Source organism: Streptomyces sp. (assembly GCF_035563135.1).
GTDB lineage: Bacteria > Actinomycetota > Actinomycetes > Streptomycetales > Streptomycetaceae > Streptomyces.
In genome coordinates, this window is sequence record NZ_DATMVN010000420.1 from 1 (window position 1) to 13,818 (window position 13,818).

The 13,818-nt window shown below is 67.4% G+C and carries 18 protein-coding genes; 9 read left to right on the forward strand and 9 right to left on the reverse strand.

Annotated elements, in window-relative coordinates:
• The 3 genes from VN520_RS18290 to VN520_RS18300 form a co-directional block, all read right to left on the reverse strand.
• Positions 1 to 210: hypothetical protein (locus tag VN520_RS18290; RefSeq protein ID WP_325747997.1), on the reverse strand; the 210-nt coding region annotated here is incomplete at its 3' end.
• Between the two features lie 470 nt (positions 211 to 680).
• Complete coding sequence (locus VN520_RS18295; RefSeq protein WP_325747998.1) at positions 681 to 1,124, reverse strand: Hsp20/alpha crystallin family protein; 444 nt, start codon at positions 1,122 to 1,124, stop codon at positions 681 to 683.
• 84 nt (positions 1,125 to 1,208) lie between these two features.
• Positions 1,209 to 1,397: a hypothetical protein gene (locus VN520_RS18300; protein WP_325747999.1), complete on the reverse strand. Its 189-nt coding sequence runs from the start codon at positions 1,395 to 1,397 to the stop codon at positions 1,209 to 1,211.
• 131 nt (positions 1,398 to 1,528) lie between these two features.
• Here VN520_RS18300 and VN520_RS18305 point away from each other — a divergent pair, with 131 nt between their 5' ends.
• A complete protein-coding gene (locus VN520_RS18305) occupies positions 1,529 to 1,774 on the forward strand; it encodes a hypothetical protein (protein WP_325748000.1) in 246 nt (81 codons plus the stop codon).
• A gap of 21 nt (positions 1,775 to 1,795) precedes the next feature.
• Here VN520_RS18305 and VN520_RS18310 read toward each other — a convergent pair whose 3' ends face one another.
• The 3 genes from VN520_RS18310 to VN520_RS18320 form a co-directional block, all read right to left on the reverse strand.
• Positions 1,796 to 2,212, reverse strand: a complete 417-nt coding sequence (locus tag VN520_RS18310) for a helix-turn-helix domain-containing protein (protein WP_325748001.1) — start codon at positions 2,210 to 2,212, stop codon at positions 1,796 to 1,798.
• 72 nt (positions 2,213 to 2,284) lie between these two features.
• A complete protein-coding gene (locus VN520_RS18315; protein WP_325748002.1) occupies positions 2,285 to 2,785 on the reverse strand; it encodes an Hsp20/alpha crystallin family protein in 501 nt (166 codons plus the stop codon).
• Positions 2,786 to 3,715: 930 nt separating this feature from the next.
• The gene (locus VN520_RS18320; protein ID WP_325748003.1) at positions 3,716 to 4,543 is read right to left on the reverse strand and encodes a heparin lyase I family protein; all 828 of its coding nucleotides are present in this window, start codon (positions 4,541 to 4,543) and stop codon (positions 3,716 to 3,718) included.
• 648 nt (positions 4,544 to 5,191) lie between these two features.
• Here VN520_RS18320 and VN520_RS18325 point away from each other — a divergent pair.
• Together VN520_RS18325 and VN520_RS18330 are read left to right on the forward strand one after the other, a co-directional pair.
• Positions 5,192 to 5,734, forward strand: coding sequence for a hypothetical protein (locus VN520_RS18325; protein ID WP_325748004.1), 543 nt, complete (start codon positions 5,192 to 5,194; stop codon positions 5,732 to 5,734).
• 462 nt (positions 5,735 to 6,196) lie between these two features.
• The gene (locus tag VN520_RS18330; RefSeq protein ID WP_325748005.1) at positions 6,197 to 6,727 is read left to right on the forward strand and encodes a hypothetical protein; all 531 of its coding nucleotides are present in this window, start codon (positions 6,197 to 6,199) and stop codon (positions 6,725 to 6,727) included.
• A gap of 364 nt (positions 6,728 to 7,091) precedes the next feature.
• Here VN520_RS18330 and VN520_RS18335 read toward each other — a convergent pair whose 3' ends face one another.
• Positions 7,092 to 7,622: a hypothetical protein gene (locus tag VN520_RS18335; RefSeq protein WP_325748005.1), complete on the reverse strand. Its 531-nt coding sequence runs from the start codon at positions 7,620 to 7,622 to the stop codon at positions 7,092 to 7,094.
• A gap of 462 nt (positions 7,623 to 8,084) precedes the next feature.
• Entirely contained in the window at positions 8,085 to 8,627 is a 543-nt protein-coding gene (locus VN520_RS18340; RefSeq protein WP_325748004.1) for a hypothetical protein, read from the reverse strand.
• A 648-nt stretch (positions 8,628 to 9,275) separates the two neighbouring features.
• Here VN520_RS18340 and VN520_RS18345 point away from each other — a divergent pair.
• The 3 genes from VN520_RS18345 to VN520_RS18355 all read left to right on the forward strand — a co-directional run bounded on the left by VN520_RS18345 (position 9,276) and on the right by VN520_RS18355 (position 12,023).
• Entirely contained in the window at positions 9,276 to 10,103 is an 828-nt protein-coding gene (locus tag VN520_RS18345) for a heparin lyase I family protein (RefSeq protein ID WP_325748003.1), read from the forward strand.
• A gap of 930 nt (positions 10,104 to 11,033) precedes the next feature.
• Entirely contained in the window at positions 11,034 to 11,534 is a 501-nt protein-coding gene (locus tag VN520_RS18350; protein ID WP_325748002.1) for an Hsp20/alpha crystallin family protein, read from the forward strand.
• 72 nt (positions 11,535 to 11,606) lie between these two features.
• On the forward strand, positions 11,607 to 12,023 hold the full coding sequence (locus VN520_RS18355; protein ID WP_325748001.1) for a helix-turn-helix domain-containing protein: 417 nt from the start codon (positions 11,607 to 11,609) through the stop codon (positions 12,021 to 12,023).
• Between the two features lie 21 nt (positions 12,024 to 12,044).
• On the opposite strand, the gene VN520_RS18360 is transcribed toward VN520_RS18355, so the two are convergent.
• Positions 12,045 to 12,290, reverse strand: a complete 246-nt coding sequence (locus VN520_RS18360; RefSeq protein WP_325748000.1) for a hypothetical protein — start codon at positions 12,288 to 12,290, stop codon at positions 12,045 to 12,047.
• A 131-nt stretch (positions 12,291 to 12,421) separates the two neighbouring features.
• Here VN520_RS18360 and VN520_RS18365 point away from each other — a divergent pair, with 131 nt between their 5' ends.
• The 3 genes from VN520_RS18365 to VN520_RS18375 form a co-directional block, all read left to right on the forward strand.
• Positions 12,422 to 12,610 (forward strand): hypothetical protein, encoded by a 189-nt coding sequence (locus VN520_RS18365; protein ID WP_325747999.1) that lies wholly within the window; start codon positions 12,422 to 12,424, stop codon positions 12,608 to 12,610.
• Between the two features lie 84 nt (positions 12,611 to 12,694).
• The gene (locus tag VN520_RS18370; RefSeq protein WP_325747998.1) at positions 12,695 to 13,138 is read left to right on the forward strand and encodes an Hsp20/alpha crystallin family protein; all 444 of its coding nucleotides are present in this window, start codon (positions 12,695 to 12,697) and stop codon (positions 13,136 to 13,138) included.
• Between the two features lie 470 nt (positions 13,139 to 13,608).
• A partial coding sequence (locus VN520_RS18375; protein ID WP_325747997.1) for a hypothetical protein occupies positions 13,609 to 13,818 on the forward strand: 210 nt, incomplete at its 3' end.

A 13,818-nucleotide genomic window follows, 5' to 3' on the forward strand; every position in this document is an offset into this window, starting at 1 on the left:
GGCGTAGCGCTGTCCGGGACCGACCGCGGGTAGGAAGCAGTGCCAGATGAATCCGTCGACCTCGGTCAGCTCGATCCGGGTCTCGGTGTCGGCGTCGTCGAACAGGCATAGTTCGACACGGTCGGCCGCCTCGGAGAACAGCGAGAAGTTGGTGCCGGTGCCGTCATAGGTGGCACCCAGCGGATACGGCTGCCCCGGCCAGATCTCCACGACCCCATCCTGGGGGACGACCGGTTCGACTCGGCCGCGCACACCCCCGTGCCGGTCGGCGTCGAAGGATTCCGGTGCAGACGCAGCGGCGGACTCCCGCCCGCGGGGGACGGGAGCCCGCCGCCCATCCTCATCGGCGCGAGGTCGGCTCAGGCCGTGACCGGAACCGGCTACTCGGCGGCTGGCGCTGCCGCGGTCGACTCGCTGCCCGTGTTCGTATCGGGCTGCGACTGGTCGCCCGGCGTGGAGGTCGGCAGTGCCGGCGCGCCCCGGCCACCCAACGCCATGCTGGTCGTCACAGGCGTCGCAGGGGCTGAGGTCATGGCGTTGCACCCTCGTGGTCAGTGAACGGCGGGGATGCCCGGCGTCCCGGGACGGCGCCGTCGTGGGCGCCGAGCCGGGATGGAGACCGGGTGACCGGGTGGACGACCACCCGGGGGCGGCTGGGGATGCGGCAGGCCGCATCCCGGTCAGCTGCTGATCTGGATCCGACGGGGCTTGGCCTGCTCGGGCTTGGGCACGCGCACGGTGAGTACGCCCTCGTCGAGGTGAGCGCTGACCTTGTCCGCGTCGACGTCGGCGGGCAGGGTGACCGTGTACTGGAACTGCCCCACCCTGCGGGTGCGTCGGCGCAGGATTCCGGTGCGTTCCTTCTCCTTGATCTCACCGGAGACGGTCAGCTGCCGGTCGCTGAGTTGGATGTCGATGTCGTCGCGCTTGACGCCGGGCAGGTCGATCTCGACGACGTAGGCGTCGTCGGTCTCCTCCACGTCAGCCTGGGGCGCCCAGCCGTGCAGGTCGCCGCCCACGTTGGCCTCCCACAGGGAGTTGACGCGCTGGGTGAGCTCGTCCAGCTCGCGGAAGGGGTCCCAGCCGGCGACTGCGCGCGGCCGCGAACGGACAGGCAGTGTCATGAGTGAGCCTCCTTTCGAACCGGAAGGTGTGGACTGCGACTAGGGAGTAGTCGCGTCGACACCTAGGTAAACCTGCAGTAGCCGCTATAGATTCCGCCAGTGCTGGATCTGAGCCGGAACCAGCAGCTGGAAGCCGGATCCGGTGTCAGGGCGCGCGCCCTCCACCTGCCACGGAGCACGCCACCGCAGGCCCTTGCCCGCGTCCTGTTCCCGCTGCTCGCGCCGGTTGATCCCGGAGCCACGGTCGACGACTTCTTCCTGCCGGCCGGTCACTCGTGCTCCTCCCTCCGAACTCGCCCACCACTGGACGGCTGCCGCCAGCCCCGAGCTGCGGTCGCCAGCCACGATCAGCGGCTCACCGGCTCAGACGGACAGGCAACCTCACGCGGGATGGCCATTCCCGCGTGACGCCCCCGACACTGCCGGTGGACCTGGGTACGGCCGACCGCAGAGGGATCTCACGTACCCACGGTGCGCGTTGGTCGTCGATCGGCCATGACCCCACCCTTGATCAGCCGCTCGGCTATATGGCGTCCGACGGCGACCCCACTCATCTGTCCAGCGACGGCGCCGGTCGACTGAAGAGCAGGACCGGGATGGAGAACCCCTCGCTCGCGCCCGAGTTGAGGGTGCGCCGTTCGAGCCGCTAACCGTGCGACCGCAAACCCGCCTCAGAAAGGGCCCCCCGCGGAGGGCATGGGCCCGGCCGGAAAGCCAACCCTCCCCTGCACACTGGGCGGCAAGTCCGAGCGCAGCCGGTCGAGACTGGTACGCAGCCGATCGCTATCGGCCCGGGCATCGGCAAGGTCAGCCTGGGCATCAGCGAGCTGGTCCTGAAGCTGGACGATGGCTCCCGCGGAAGCGAGCGGGTGCCCGTCGTCGATCAGCTCGCGAATGCGCGCGGCCAAGGTCAATTGCTCTCGCGAGTAGCGGCGATGGCCGCCGGGAGAGCGCTGCGGATGCAGCACACCGGAACTGTCGAGGCTACGGAGAAAGGCCGGCTGCACGCTCAGCAGCTCGGCGGCCTGACTCATTGTCAACGACGGGTACTGCGGATCGTCGAGCCGACGCAGCGGATCCTCCCCCATGGGTCTGCTCACCTCCTTTCCGAGAGCGCAGGGGCCGAGCCCCAGCGGGCCCGGCCCTGCGGCTGCCGTCGATCAGGCCTCGACAGCCCTGTTGGTCGACTCGGTCGACTTCCCCTCGATGGTCCGGTGCTCCGGCTTCGCCGGGGCATCGGCGCGAGTGACGGTGATCTTGCGAGCCCGAGCCTTCTCCGCGACCGGAATGCTCACCGTGAGCACGCCGTCGTGGTACCTGGCCTCCAGCCGGTCGGTGTCCAGGCTCTTGCCCAGCACCAACTGCCGGGAGTAGCGGCCATACGGCCTCTCGGCGATCGCCCATTCCGCGTTCGCCAGCTGCGGTACCGAGCGCTCCGCGGTGATGGTGAGCTGGGCGCCCTCCACGGAGACGTCGATCGAGCCCGGGTCGACGCCAGGCAGGTCGAAGTGCGCCACGAAGTTGTCGCTGACCTTGTAGGCGTCCATCGGCATGCCCGCGAGGGGGTGGGCGGTCGCGCCCGTCCTGCCGGTGAGCTGGTCCAGCGCCCGGAAGGAAGCGGACGGGGCGGCGAGCGGGTCATAGGCAGTCAGCATCGCCATCGCAGTGCAACCTCCAATCGGGTCATCGCAACTGCCACGGAGCAGATTCTTCAGTGGTGACTACAGATTACCGAGCCAGCAGGAAACGTAAACACGTGGCGTGGCAGCGCGTCCTCACGAGCCACGTCCGCGCCAACTGCCCGTACTACCGCGTCCCCCACTGCCGGTGCGCGGCGCCCAGAGCTACCGCGGCTACCGAGTTGAGGACCTCCGCGCGGACGCCGTCCATGCAGCGCTGTGAAGCCACCGACGGCACGCGAATGACGACGCTCGTCCGCGTGCTGGCTCCTGCTGGTGCTGGCGGAATTGAGGGCTCTTGAGAAAGGGCTCCAGATCTTCGTCCGGCCTGGTGCTGCCGAATCCCGCCCGTGCAGCCCCGGGCCAGTCTCGGCGCCTGCCCGCAGCTACTACCGAGGTCTCCGCGCCCCCGGTCCTGGTCTGCACCGGCGCTGGGCGCGGGTGCCTCATTTCCCGTCAGCGGACCAACACGTGCCTTCATCTGCGCGAGCCGGTTCGTCTCACGTCGCCACAGCCCCGGAAACGGCGGTGCGGGAGGCGCGAGGACCCATTGCTGGACCCTCGCACCCCCCGCGTCACCGTGACCTATCCCTGAGAACCGAGTGACCTTCAGGTGAGAATCTGCGACCTATTCGCGAGAATCCCATGACCTATTGGTGAGACTCGACATCAGCTGACAACTGTCATCCCAACGTCATTCCCGATCTCACCTCGCCTGTGAAAGCCCATTGCGCTGGGTCCTCCAAGGAGTCACGACTGAACCCCCGTCTGGGCTGGTATTAATGGCTGCCCTCCGCTGACCACGACGCCATCGGGGCCAGCCCGCCGGTACCGACCGGCGACTGGCAGCAACACTGAGGTTCCCATTGACCGGTGCCCCAGTTATCCGGGCCGGGCATGGGCCTTAGCCGCTCACGAGCAGCCCAACCGGTCGTCAGGGTTAGCCAGACGCCGCACCTCGTCGTGGTACACCACGAACTTCGGGTTCTTCTCCTCGTCGCCGCGGTATAGGCCGACCTTCAAGTATGAGGTACCGGGCTCCAAGGTCTTGGATTCCTGCAACGGCCCGCGCAGCGGGAAGATTGTCATGAGACCAGTGCGCTCGACAGGGCTTCCACTGAAGTCGGGCCTCGTTGTGCTGTGCCAGACCTTGATCCAGCCGCTGCCCAGGTTCCATAGTATTTCGGCCCGGAAGTAGTGCCAAATATCCCGCTCCAGAGGGGCGATCTCCGACTTCGGCTCCAGGACTAGGGATGTGCCAATGTCACCTTCAGGGTCGATGTAGCGCAGGTCCAACAGGATCTTCTCCTCCTCGACAATGAACGCCACCGGCGGGGAGGTCCCGGTAACGTCCTCCGCGGGGTCCTGCTGGTGCCACTGGGTAAACACCTGAAACTGAACATTGGTGTTGTCGGGATAGTCACGCGGGAAGTACGTCGCCCACTCATAGCGCACTGGACGATCCGAGACGTGCTCAGTGGGACCAACACCCTCGGCTCGCCAGCCGGAACTGACGTTGTCGCCTTCATCCACGACCTGGGCGCGCCAGACGCGTTCATGCCCGCCCACTGGCGCGCCGTCTTCCTCGGACACGCTGGCGAAGTGGGTCTTGTCCTCGCCGACGTGGACGTTGCACCAGTCCTCCAGCCTCTCCCCCGGCGCTTGCCACGTCACCGTCCACTCCGCGGCAACCTCCTCGACCTGCTGGCCACTTGCCGCTCCGGATTGCTGGCTGCTCATTGGGCTCCCCCTGAGTCCCTAGCCACGGCACCACCGAGACAAGGTGGCGCTCGATCGTCCCGCGTCAGCGGCTAGCCGAACAGAGACTCAGGTCTCCGGTCCAATGCCGCGACGGGGCTCCAAGGCACCTCGGCGGCCCACAATCGAGGTGGTCGACTTGGACTGGCAGCACCTGTTGACGACAGGCCCTGTGAGGAGCGGCGGCGCCTGCTGCCAGGCTTTGCCGACCACGGGATGGCGTGCAGACGACGACTCCGCGAATCAAGCGACGAAATCGATGACCAGGCCGGACCTAGCGGCGGACTCCTGGTCAGCGGCAGGTCGGCGAGGCGCGCCGAGCCCAACCAGGACCTGCGGTCACTGGATGGGCGGCGCTGCTACGTTCCCGTCCTTCGCTGTCTGGTCGGGGTGGGGGGACGTCATGGGCGCAGGTTTCGGTGGTACATGGAGCGACATGGAGCCCGGGCCGGGAGGATTCCATCGGGACCACTTCGCCAGCGACCACGATTACGGCAACCGGGTCACACTGCACGAGCAGATGCAGCACGAAGACTGGGAACGGGGATTGTCGTCGCGCCCGATGTCCGAATCGAAGGCACCTGTGCCGCCGTGGACGGGCCTGCCCGTGGCGATGCGTCTCTCACGGAGTTGGAGCGCTGGCTGACCATCCAGGAGGACGCCCAGACCGCCCAGAAGGTGCTCGACGAGTTGCCGGAACTGTGGACGTACAAGGCGTATCAGGAATCCACCGTGGAGGAAGAGGAGCGGCTGGCGCGGTTGGTGCGCCGGATCGCCCGCCTGCTGCCTGCGGTCGACCCCACGCTGGCCGCCTGGGAGGCGGAGTGGGTATCGGCGGCAGAGTCCTCGCGGGTGAGCGCGGCGGAAGCAAACGCGCGAGTGCTTGCGGCGAAGGCGGCACGAGACGCCGTCTCGGCGGTGGGGCACGTCGGGGCCGCACCGGCTCCCATCCCCGCTCCGTCGCCACGCCGGTCGCTGAGGGCGCGGATGCGGGCAACCTTCGGCCGCGGCGATGACCGATACGTTCCGCCGCCACCCGGGTGGTGGGAACTCGACCGCGCGCTCAACCAGGAACGCACCACCCGGAAGTCCACGGATGACAGCGCGAAGCATTTCGCGGTGATGGCCGACCGGATGACCCGCTTCATGAAGGTGTACCGGGCAATCAAGTGAGCGGGCACTGCGCGTCCGCCCCAGTGGGAGAGGGCATGGGTTGGGCTGACTCAGACGAGATGCCATGTCGGCCGTGGGGACGGATCCTCCGAGACCGCGGTTGAGTCGCGTGGACGCTCGGTCTGGCGTTGCGGTGCATCGCCGGTGGGCACGATTTTAATAGCCCGGAATCATCGAGTCAGGACGACCTGTTCCGGGGCGGAGACTGCGCGGCGGGCACGCTCCTACGCCGCACGAAGTTCCTCGACAGCCGTGGGCAACCACCGGTACTGCCAGCCCATGCCGTTTCGCCCCAGATCGCTTGGTCCCGAAGCCGGTCGAAGCCCGCGTTGATCAGTACGGCGACGCCTGTATCGAACCGGATGTGTCGGTCTTGGGGAACGCGGCGGCCGGGCGGCGCCAGCATGAGGCGCTGACGCGGGACAGGCGCCCTTGTGCTGCTGGGGCCGCTGGCTCAGGTCCTTGGACGAAGTCGTCCAGTTCATCGAAGAACACGATTATCGCGCCCGCGCCAGCGCCCTACAGTCCCTCTTGACGCCCTACACGCACGCGTCCTCCATCGACGAACAGCGGGAGTGGTGGCCGAAGATCGACGAGACCCGACTGGCCGATGTGCCGCCCGAAGTTGCGGCACAGGCGCTAGACCTGCTGCCGCTCTACGAGACCACGGTCCGACTCAACTTCGGACAGCCGCCCATGGATTGGATGGTCGAACAGGCCGCTGACCTCGGCGGTCACCTCAGCGGCACACTCAGGTACGCCTTCATCCGCTTCAGTGGCATCACAGTGCCCGCACGCGCGACGCCCATCCTCGCCGCCCGAGTCGCAACTTGGCCCGCCATCGACGACCTGTCGCCGGGACTCGCCTGCGCCCAAGGCAGTGCGTGGACGCCCTGGTCGAAAGAGACACCTCATTGGACGGGCCCTGGCAGTGATCTTGTGGACATGCGTCTGCCACTGGGGATCACGGAAGTCAGCATGGTTTGGCACTAAGCGCGTCAGGCAGTATTGGACGCGAATAACCCGCGCGAAACGAGAGGGACGCACATCCGTCGAGATCGCGAGCAGCACGTGAAGGCGGACGCCCGCGGCAAGTCGCCCAGAGCCGCTGGTCGTGGAAAGCGACTGACTGCTCGCCGTTACGTCGCAAGCAAGCACTGAGGGGCGAGACTCGTACGAGTCTCGCCCCTCAGTGCTTGCTTGCGACGTAACGGCGAGCAGTCAGTCGCTTTCCACGACCAGCGGCTCTGGGCGACTTGCCGCGGGCGTCCGCCTTCACGTGCTGCTCGCGATCTCGACGGATGTGCGTCCCTCTCGTTTCGCGCGGGTTATTCGCGTCCAATACTGCCTGACGCGCTTAGTGCCAAACCATGCTGACTTCCGTGATCCCCAGTGGCAGACGCATGTCCACAAGATCACTGCCAGGGCCCGTCCAATGAGGTGTCTCTTTCGACCAGGGCGTCCACGCACTGCCTTGGGCGCAGGCGAGTCCCGGCGACAGGTCGTCGATGGCGGGCCAAGTTGCGACTCGGGCGGCGAGGATGGGCGTCGCGCGTGCGGGCACTGTGATGCCACTGAAGCGGATGAAGGCGTACCTGAGTGTGCCGCTGAGGTGACCGCCGAGGTCAGCGGCCTGTTCGACCATCCAATCCATGGGCGGCTGTCCGAAGTTGAGTCGGACCGTGGTCTCGTAGAGCGGCAGCAGGTCTAGCGCCTGTGCCGCAACTTCGGGCGGCACATCGGCCAGTCGGGTCTCGTCGATCTTCGGCCACCACTCCCGCTGTTCGTCGATGGAGGACGCGTGCGTGTAGGGCGTCAAGAGGGACTGTAGGGCGCTGGCGCGGGCGCGATAATCGTGTTCTTCGATGAACTGGACGACTTCGTCCAAGGACCTGAGCCAGCGGCCCCAGCAGCACAAGGGCGCCTGTCCCGCGTCAGCGCCTCATGCTGGCGCCGCCCGGCCGCCGCGTTCCCCAAGACCGACACATCCGGTTCGATACAGGCGTCGCCGTACTGATCAACGCGGGCTTCGACCGGCTTCGGGACCAAGCGATCTGGGGCGAAACGGCATGGGCTGGCAGTACCGGTGGTTGCCCACGGCTGTCGAGGAACTTCGTGCGGCGTAGGAGCGTGCCCGCCGCGCAGTCTCCGCCCCGGAACAGGTCGTCCTGACTCGATGATTCCGGGCTATTAAAATCGTGCCCACCGGCGATGCACCGCAACGCCAGACCGAGCGTCCACGCGACTCAACCGCGGTCTCGGAGGATCCGTCCCCACGGCCGACATGGCATCTCGTCTGAGTCAGCCCAACCCATGCCCTCTCCCACTGGGGCGGACGCGCAGTGCCCGCTCACTTGATTGCCCGGTACACCTTCATGAAGCGGGTCATCCGGTCGGCCATCACCGCGAAATGCTTCGCGCTGTCATCCGTGGACTTCCGGGTGGTGCGTTCCTGGTTGAGCGCGCGGTCGAGTTCCCACCACCCGGGTGGCGGCGGAACGTATCGGTCATCGCCGCGGCCGAAGGTTGCCCGCATCCGCGCCCTCAGCGACCGGCGTGGCGACGGAGCGGGGATGGGAGCCGGTGCGGCCCCGACGTGCCCCACCGCCGAGACGGCGTCTCGTGCCGCCTTCGCCGCAAGCACTCGCGCGTTTGCTTCCGCCGCGCTCACCCGCGAGGACTCTGCCGCCGATACCCACTCCGCCTCCCAGGCGGCCAGCGTGGGGTCGACCGCAGGCAGCAGGCGGGCGATCCGGCGCACCAACCGCGCCAGCCGCTCCTCTTCCTCCACGGTGGATTCCTGATACGCCTTGTACGTCCACAGTTCCGGCAACTCGTCGAGCACCTTCTGGGCGGTCTGGGCGTCCTCCTGGATGGTCAGCCAGCGCTCCAACTCCGTGAGAGACGCATCGCCACGGGCAGGCCCGTCCACGGCGGCACAGGTGCCTTCGATTCGGACATCGGGCGCGACGACAATCCCCGTTCCCAGTCTTCGTGCTGCATCTGCTCGTGCAGTGTGACCCGGTTGCCGTAATCGTGGTCGCTGGCGAAGTGGTCCCGATGGAATCCTCCCGGCCCGGGCTCCATGTCGCTCCATGTACCACCGAAACCTGCGCCCATGACGTCCCCCCACCCCGACCAGACAGCGAAGGACGGGAACGTAGCAGCGCCGCCCATCCAGTGACCGCAGGTCCTGGTTGGGCTCGGCGCGCCTCGCCGACCTGCCGCTGACCAGGAGTCCGCCGCTAGGTCCGGCCTGGTCATCGATTTCGTCGCTTGATTCGCGGAGTCGTCGTCTGCACGCCATCCCGTGGTCGGCAAAGCCTGGCAGCAGGCGCCGCCGCTCCTCACAGGGCCTGTCGTCAACAGGTGCTGCCAGTCCAAGTCGACCACCTCGATTGTGGGCCGCCGAGGTGCCTTGGAGCCCCGTCGCGGCATTGGACCGGAGACCTGAGTCTCTGTTCGGCTAGCCGCTGACGCGGGACGATCGAGCGCCACCTTGTCTCGGTGGTGCCGTGGCTAGGGACTCAGGGGGAGCCCAATGAGCAGCCAGCAATCCGGAGCGGCAAGTGGCCAGCAGGTCGAGGAGGTTGCCGCGGAGTGGACGGTGACGTGGCAAGCGCCGGGGGAGAGGCTGGAGGACTGGTGCAACGTCCACGTCGGCGAGGACAAGACCCACTTCGCCAGCGTGTCCGAGGAAGACGGCGCGCCAGTGGGCGGGCATGAACGCGTCTGGCGCGCCCAGGTCGTGGATGAAGGCGACAACGTCAGTTCCGGCTGGCGAGCCGAGGGTGTTGGTCCCACTGAGCACGTCTCGGATCGTCCAGTGCGCTATGAGTGGGCGACGTACTTCCCGCGTGACTATCCCGACAACACCAATGTTCAGTTTCAGGTGTTTACCCAGTGGCACCAGCAGGACCCCGCGGAGGACGTTACCGGGACCTCCCCGCCGGTGGCGTTCATTGTCGAGGAGGAGAAGATCCTGTTGGACCTGCGCTACATCGACCCTGAAGGTGACATTGGCACATCCCTAGTCCTGGAGCCGAAGTCGGAGATCGCCCCTCTGGAGCGGGATATTTGGCACTACTTCCGGGCCGAAATACTATGGAACCTGGGCAGCGGCTGGATCAAGGTCTGGCACAGCACAACGAGGCCCGACTTCAGTGGAAGCCCTGTCGAGCGCACTGGTCTCATGACAATCTTCCCGCTGCGCGGGCCGTTGCAGGAATCCAAGACCTTGGAGCCCGGTACCTCATACTTGAAGGTCGGCCTATACCGCGGCGACGAGGAGAAGAACCCGAAGTTCGTGGTGTACCACGACGAGGTGCGGCGTCTGGCTAACCCTGACGACCGGTTGGGCTGCTCGTGAGCGGCTAAGGCCCATGCCCGGCCCGGATAACTGGGGCACCGGTCAATGGGAACCTCAGTGTTGCTGCCAGTCGCCGGTCGGTACCGGCGGGCTGGCCCCGATGGCGTCGTGGTCAGCGGAGGGCAGCCATTAATACCAGCCCAGACGGGGGTTCAGTCGTGACTCCTTGGAGGACCCAGCGCAATGGGCTTTCACAGGCGAGGTGAGATCGGGAATGACGTTGGGATGACAGTTGTCAGCTGATGTCGAGTCTCACCAATAGGTCATGGGATTCTCGCGAATAGGTCGCAGATTCTCACCTGAAGGTCACTCGGTTCTCAGGGATAGGTCACGGTGACGCGGGGGGTGCGAGGGTCCAGCAATGGGTCCTCGCGCCTCCCGCACCGCCGTTTCCGGGGCTGTGGCGACGTGAGACGAACCGGCTCGCGCAGATGAAGGCACGTGTTGGTCCGCTGACGGGAAATGAGGCACCCGCGCCCAGCGCCGGTGCAGACCAGGACCGGGGGCGCGGAGACCTCGGTAGTAGCTGCGGGCAGGCGCCGAGACTGGCCCGGGGCTGCACGGGCGGGATTCGGCAGCACCAGGCCGGACGAAGATCTGGAGCCCTTTCTCAAGAGCCCTCAATTCCGCCAGCACCAGCAGGAGCCAGCACGCGGACGAGCGTCGTCATTCGCGTGCCGTCGGTGGCTTCACAGCGCTGCATGGACGGCGTCCGCGCGGAGGTCCTCAACTCGGTAGCCGCGGTAGCTCTGGGCGCCGCGCACCGGCAGTGGGGGACGCGGTAGTACGGGCAGTTGGCGCGGACGTGGCTCGTGAGGACGCGCTGCCACGCCACGTGTTTACGTTTCCTGCTGGCTCGGTAATCTGTAGTCACCACTGAAGAATCTGCTCCGTGGCAGTTGCGATGACCCGATTGGAGGTTGCACTGCGATGGCGATGCTGACTGCCTATGACCCGCTCGCCGCCCCGTCCGCTTCCTTCCGGGCGCTGGACCAGCTCACCGGCAGGACGGGCGCGACCGCCCACCCCCTCGCGGGCATGCCGATGGACGCCTACAAGGTCAGCGACAACTTCGTGGCGCACTTCGACCTGCCTGGCGTCGACCCGGGCTCGATCGACGTCTCCGTGGAGGGCGCCCAGCTCACCATCACCGCGGAGCGCTCGGTACCGCAGCTGGCGAACGCGGAATGGGCGATCGCCGAGAGGCCGTATGGCCGCTACTCCCGGCAGTTGGTGCTGGGCAAGAGCCTGGACACCGACCGGCTGGAGGCCAGGTACCACGACGGCGTGCTCACGGTGAGCATTCCGGTCGCGGAGAAGGCTCGGGCTCGCAAGATCACCGTCACTCGCGCCGATGCCCCGGCGAAGCCGGAGCACCGGACCATCGAGGGGAAGTCGACCGAGTCGACCAACAGGGCTGTCGAGGCCTGATCGACGGCAGCCGCAGGGCCGGGCCCGCTGGGGCTCGGCCCCTGCGCTCTCGGAAAGGAGGTGAGCAGACCCATGGGGGAGGATCCGCTGCGTCGGCTCGACGATCCGCAGTACCCGTCGTTGACAATGAGTCAGGCCGCCGAGCTGCTGAGCGTGCAGCCGGCCTTTCTCCGTAGCCTCGACAGTTCCGGTGTGCTGCATCCGCAGCGCTCTCCCGGCGGCCATCGCCGCTACTCGCGAGAGCAATTGACCTTGGCCGCGCGCATTCGCGAGCTGATCGACGACGGGCACCCGCTCGCTTCCGCGGGAGCCATCGTCCAGCTTCAGGACCAGCTCGCTGATGCCCAGGCTGACCTTGCCGATGCCCGGGCCGATAGCGATCGGCTGCGTACCAGTCTCGACCGGCTGCGCTCGGACTTGCCGCCCAGTGTGCAGGGGAGGGTTGGCTTTCCGGCCGGGCCCATGCCCTCCGCGGGGGGCCCTTTCTGAGGCGGGTTTGCGGTCGCACGGTTAGCGGCTCGAACGGCGCACCCTCAACTCGGGCGCGAGCGAGGGGTTCTCCATCCCGGTCCTGCTCTTCAGTCGACCGGCGCCGTCGCTGGACAGATGAGTGGGGTCGCCGTCGGACGCCATATAGCCGAGCGGCTGATCAAGGGTGGGGTCATGGCCGATCGACGACCAACGCGCACCGTGGGTACGTGAGATCCCTCTGCGGTCGGCCGTACCCAGGTCCACCGGCAGTGTCGGGGGCGTCACGCGGGAATGGCCATCCCGCGTGAGGTTGCCTGTCCGTCTGAGCCGGTGAGCCGCTGATCGTGGCTGGCGACCGCAGCTCGGGGCTGGCGGCAGCCGTCCAGTGGTGGGCGAGTTCGGAGGGAGGAGCACGAGTGACCGGCCGGCAGGAAGAAGTCGTCGACCGTGGCTCCGGGATCAACCGGCGCGAGCAGCGGGAACAGGACGCGGGCAAGGGCCTGCGGTGGCGTGCTCCGTGGCAGGTGGAGGGCGCGCGCCCTGACACCGGATCCGGCTTCCAGCTGCTGGTTCCGGCTCAGATCCAGCACTGGCGGAATCTATAGCGGCTACTGCAGGTTTACCTAGGTGTCGACGCGACTACTCCCTAGTCGCAGTCCACACCTTCCGGTTCGAAAGGAGGCTCACTCATGACACTGCCTGTCCGTTCGCGGCCGCGCGCAGTCGCCGGCTGGGACCCCTTCCGCGAGCTGGACGAGCTCACCCAGCGCGTCAACTCCCTGTGGGAGGCCAACGTGGGCGGCGACCTGCACGGCTGGGCGCCCCAGGCTGACGTGGAGGAGACCGACGACGCCTACGTCGTCGAGATCGACCTGCCCGGCGTCAAGCGCGACGACATCGACATCCAACTCAGCGACCGGCAGCTGACCGTCTCCGGTGAGATCAAGGAGAAGGAACGCACCGGAATCCTGCGCCGACGCACCCGCAGGGTGGGGCAGTTCCAGTACACGGTCACCCTGCCCGCCGACGTCGACGCGGACAAGGTCAGCGCTCACCTCGACGAGGGCGTACTCACCGTGCGCGTGCCCAAGCCCGAGCAGGCCAAGCCCCGTCGGATCCAGATCAGCAGCTGACCGGGATGCGGCCTGCCGCATCCCCAGCCGCCCCCGGGTGGTCGTCCACCCGGTCACCCGGTCTCCATCCCGGCTCGGCGCCCACGACGGCGCCGTCCCGGGACGCCGGGCATCCCCGCCGTTCACTGACCACGAGGGTGCAACGCCATGACCTCAGCCCCTGCGACGCCTGTGACGACCAGCATGGCGTTGGGTGGCCGGGGCGCGCCGGCACTGCCGACCTCCACGCCGGGCGACCAGTCGCAGCCCGATACGAACACGGGCAGCGAGTCGACCGCGGCAGCGCCAGCCGCCGAGTAGCCGGTTCCGGTCACGGCCTGAGCCGACCTCGCGCCGATGAGGATGGGCGGCGGGCTCCCGTCCCCCGCGGGCGGGAGTCCGCCGCTGCGTCTGCACCGGAATCCTTCGACGCCGACCGGCACGGGGGTGTGCGCGGCCGAGTCGAACCGGTCGTCCCCCAGGATGGGGTCGTGGAGATCTGGCCGGGGCAGCCGTATCCGCTGGGTGCCACCTATGACGGCACCGGCACCAACTTCTCGCTGTTCTCCGAGGCGGCCGACCGTGTCGAACTATGCCTGTTCGACGACGCCGACACCGAGACCCGGATCGAGCTGACCGAGGTCGACGGATTCATCTGGCACTGCTTCCTACCCGCGGTCGGTCCCGGACAGCGCTACGCC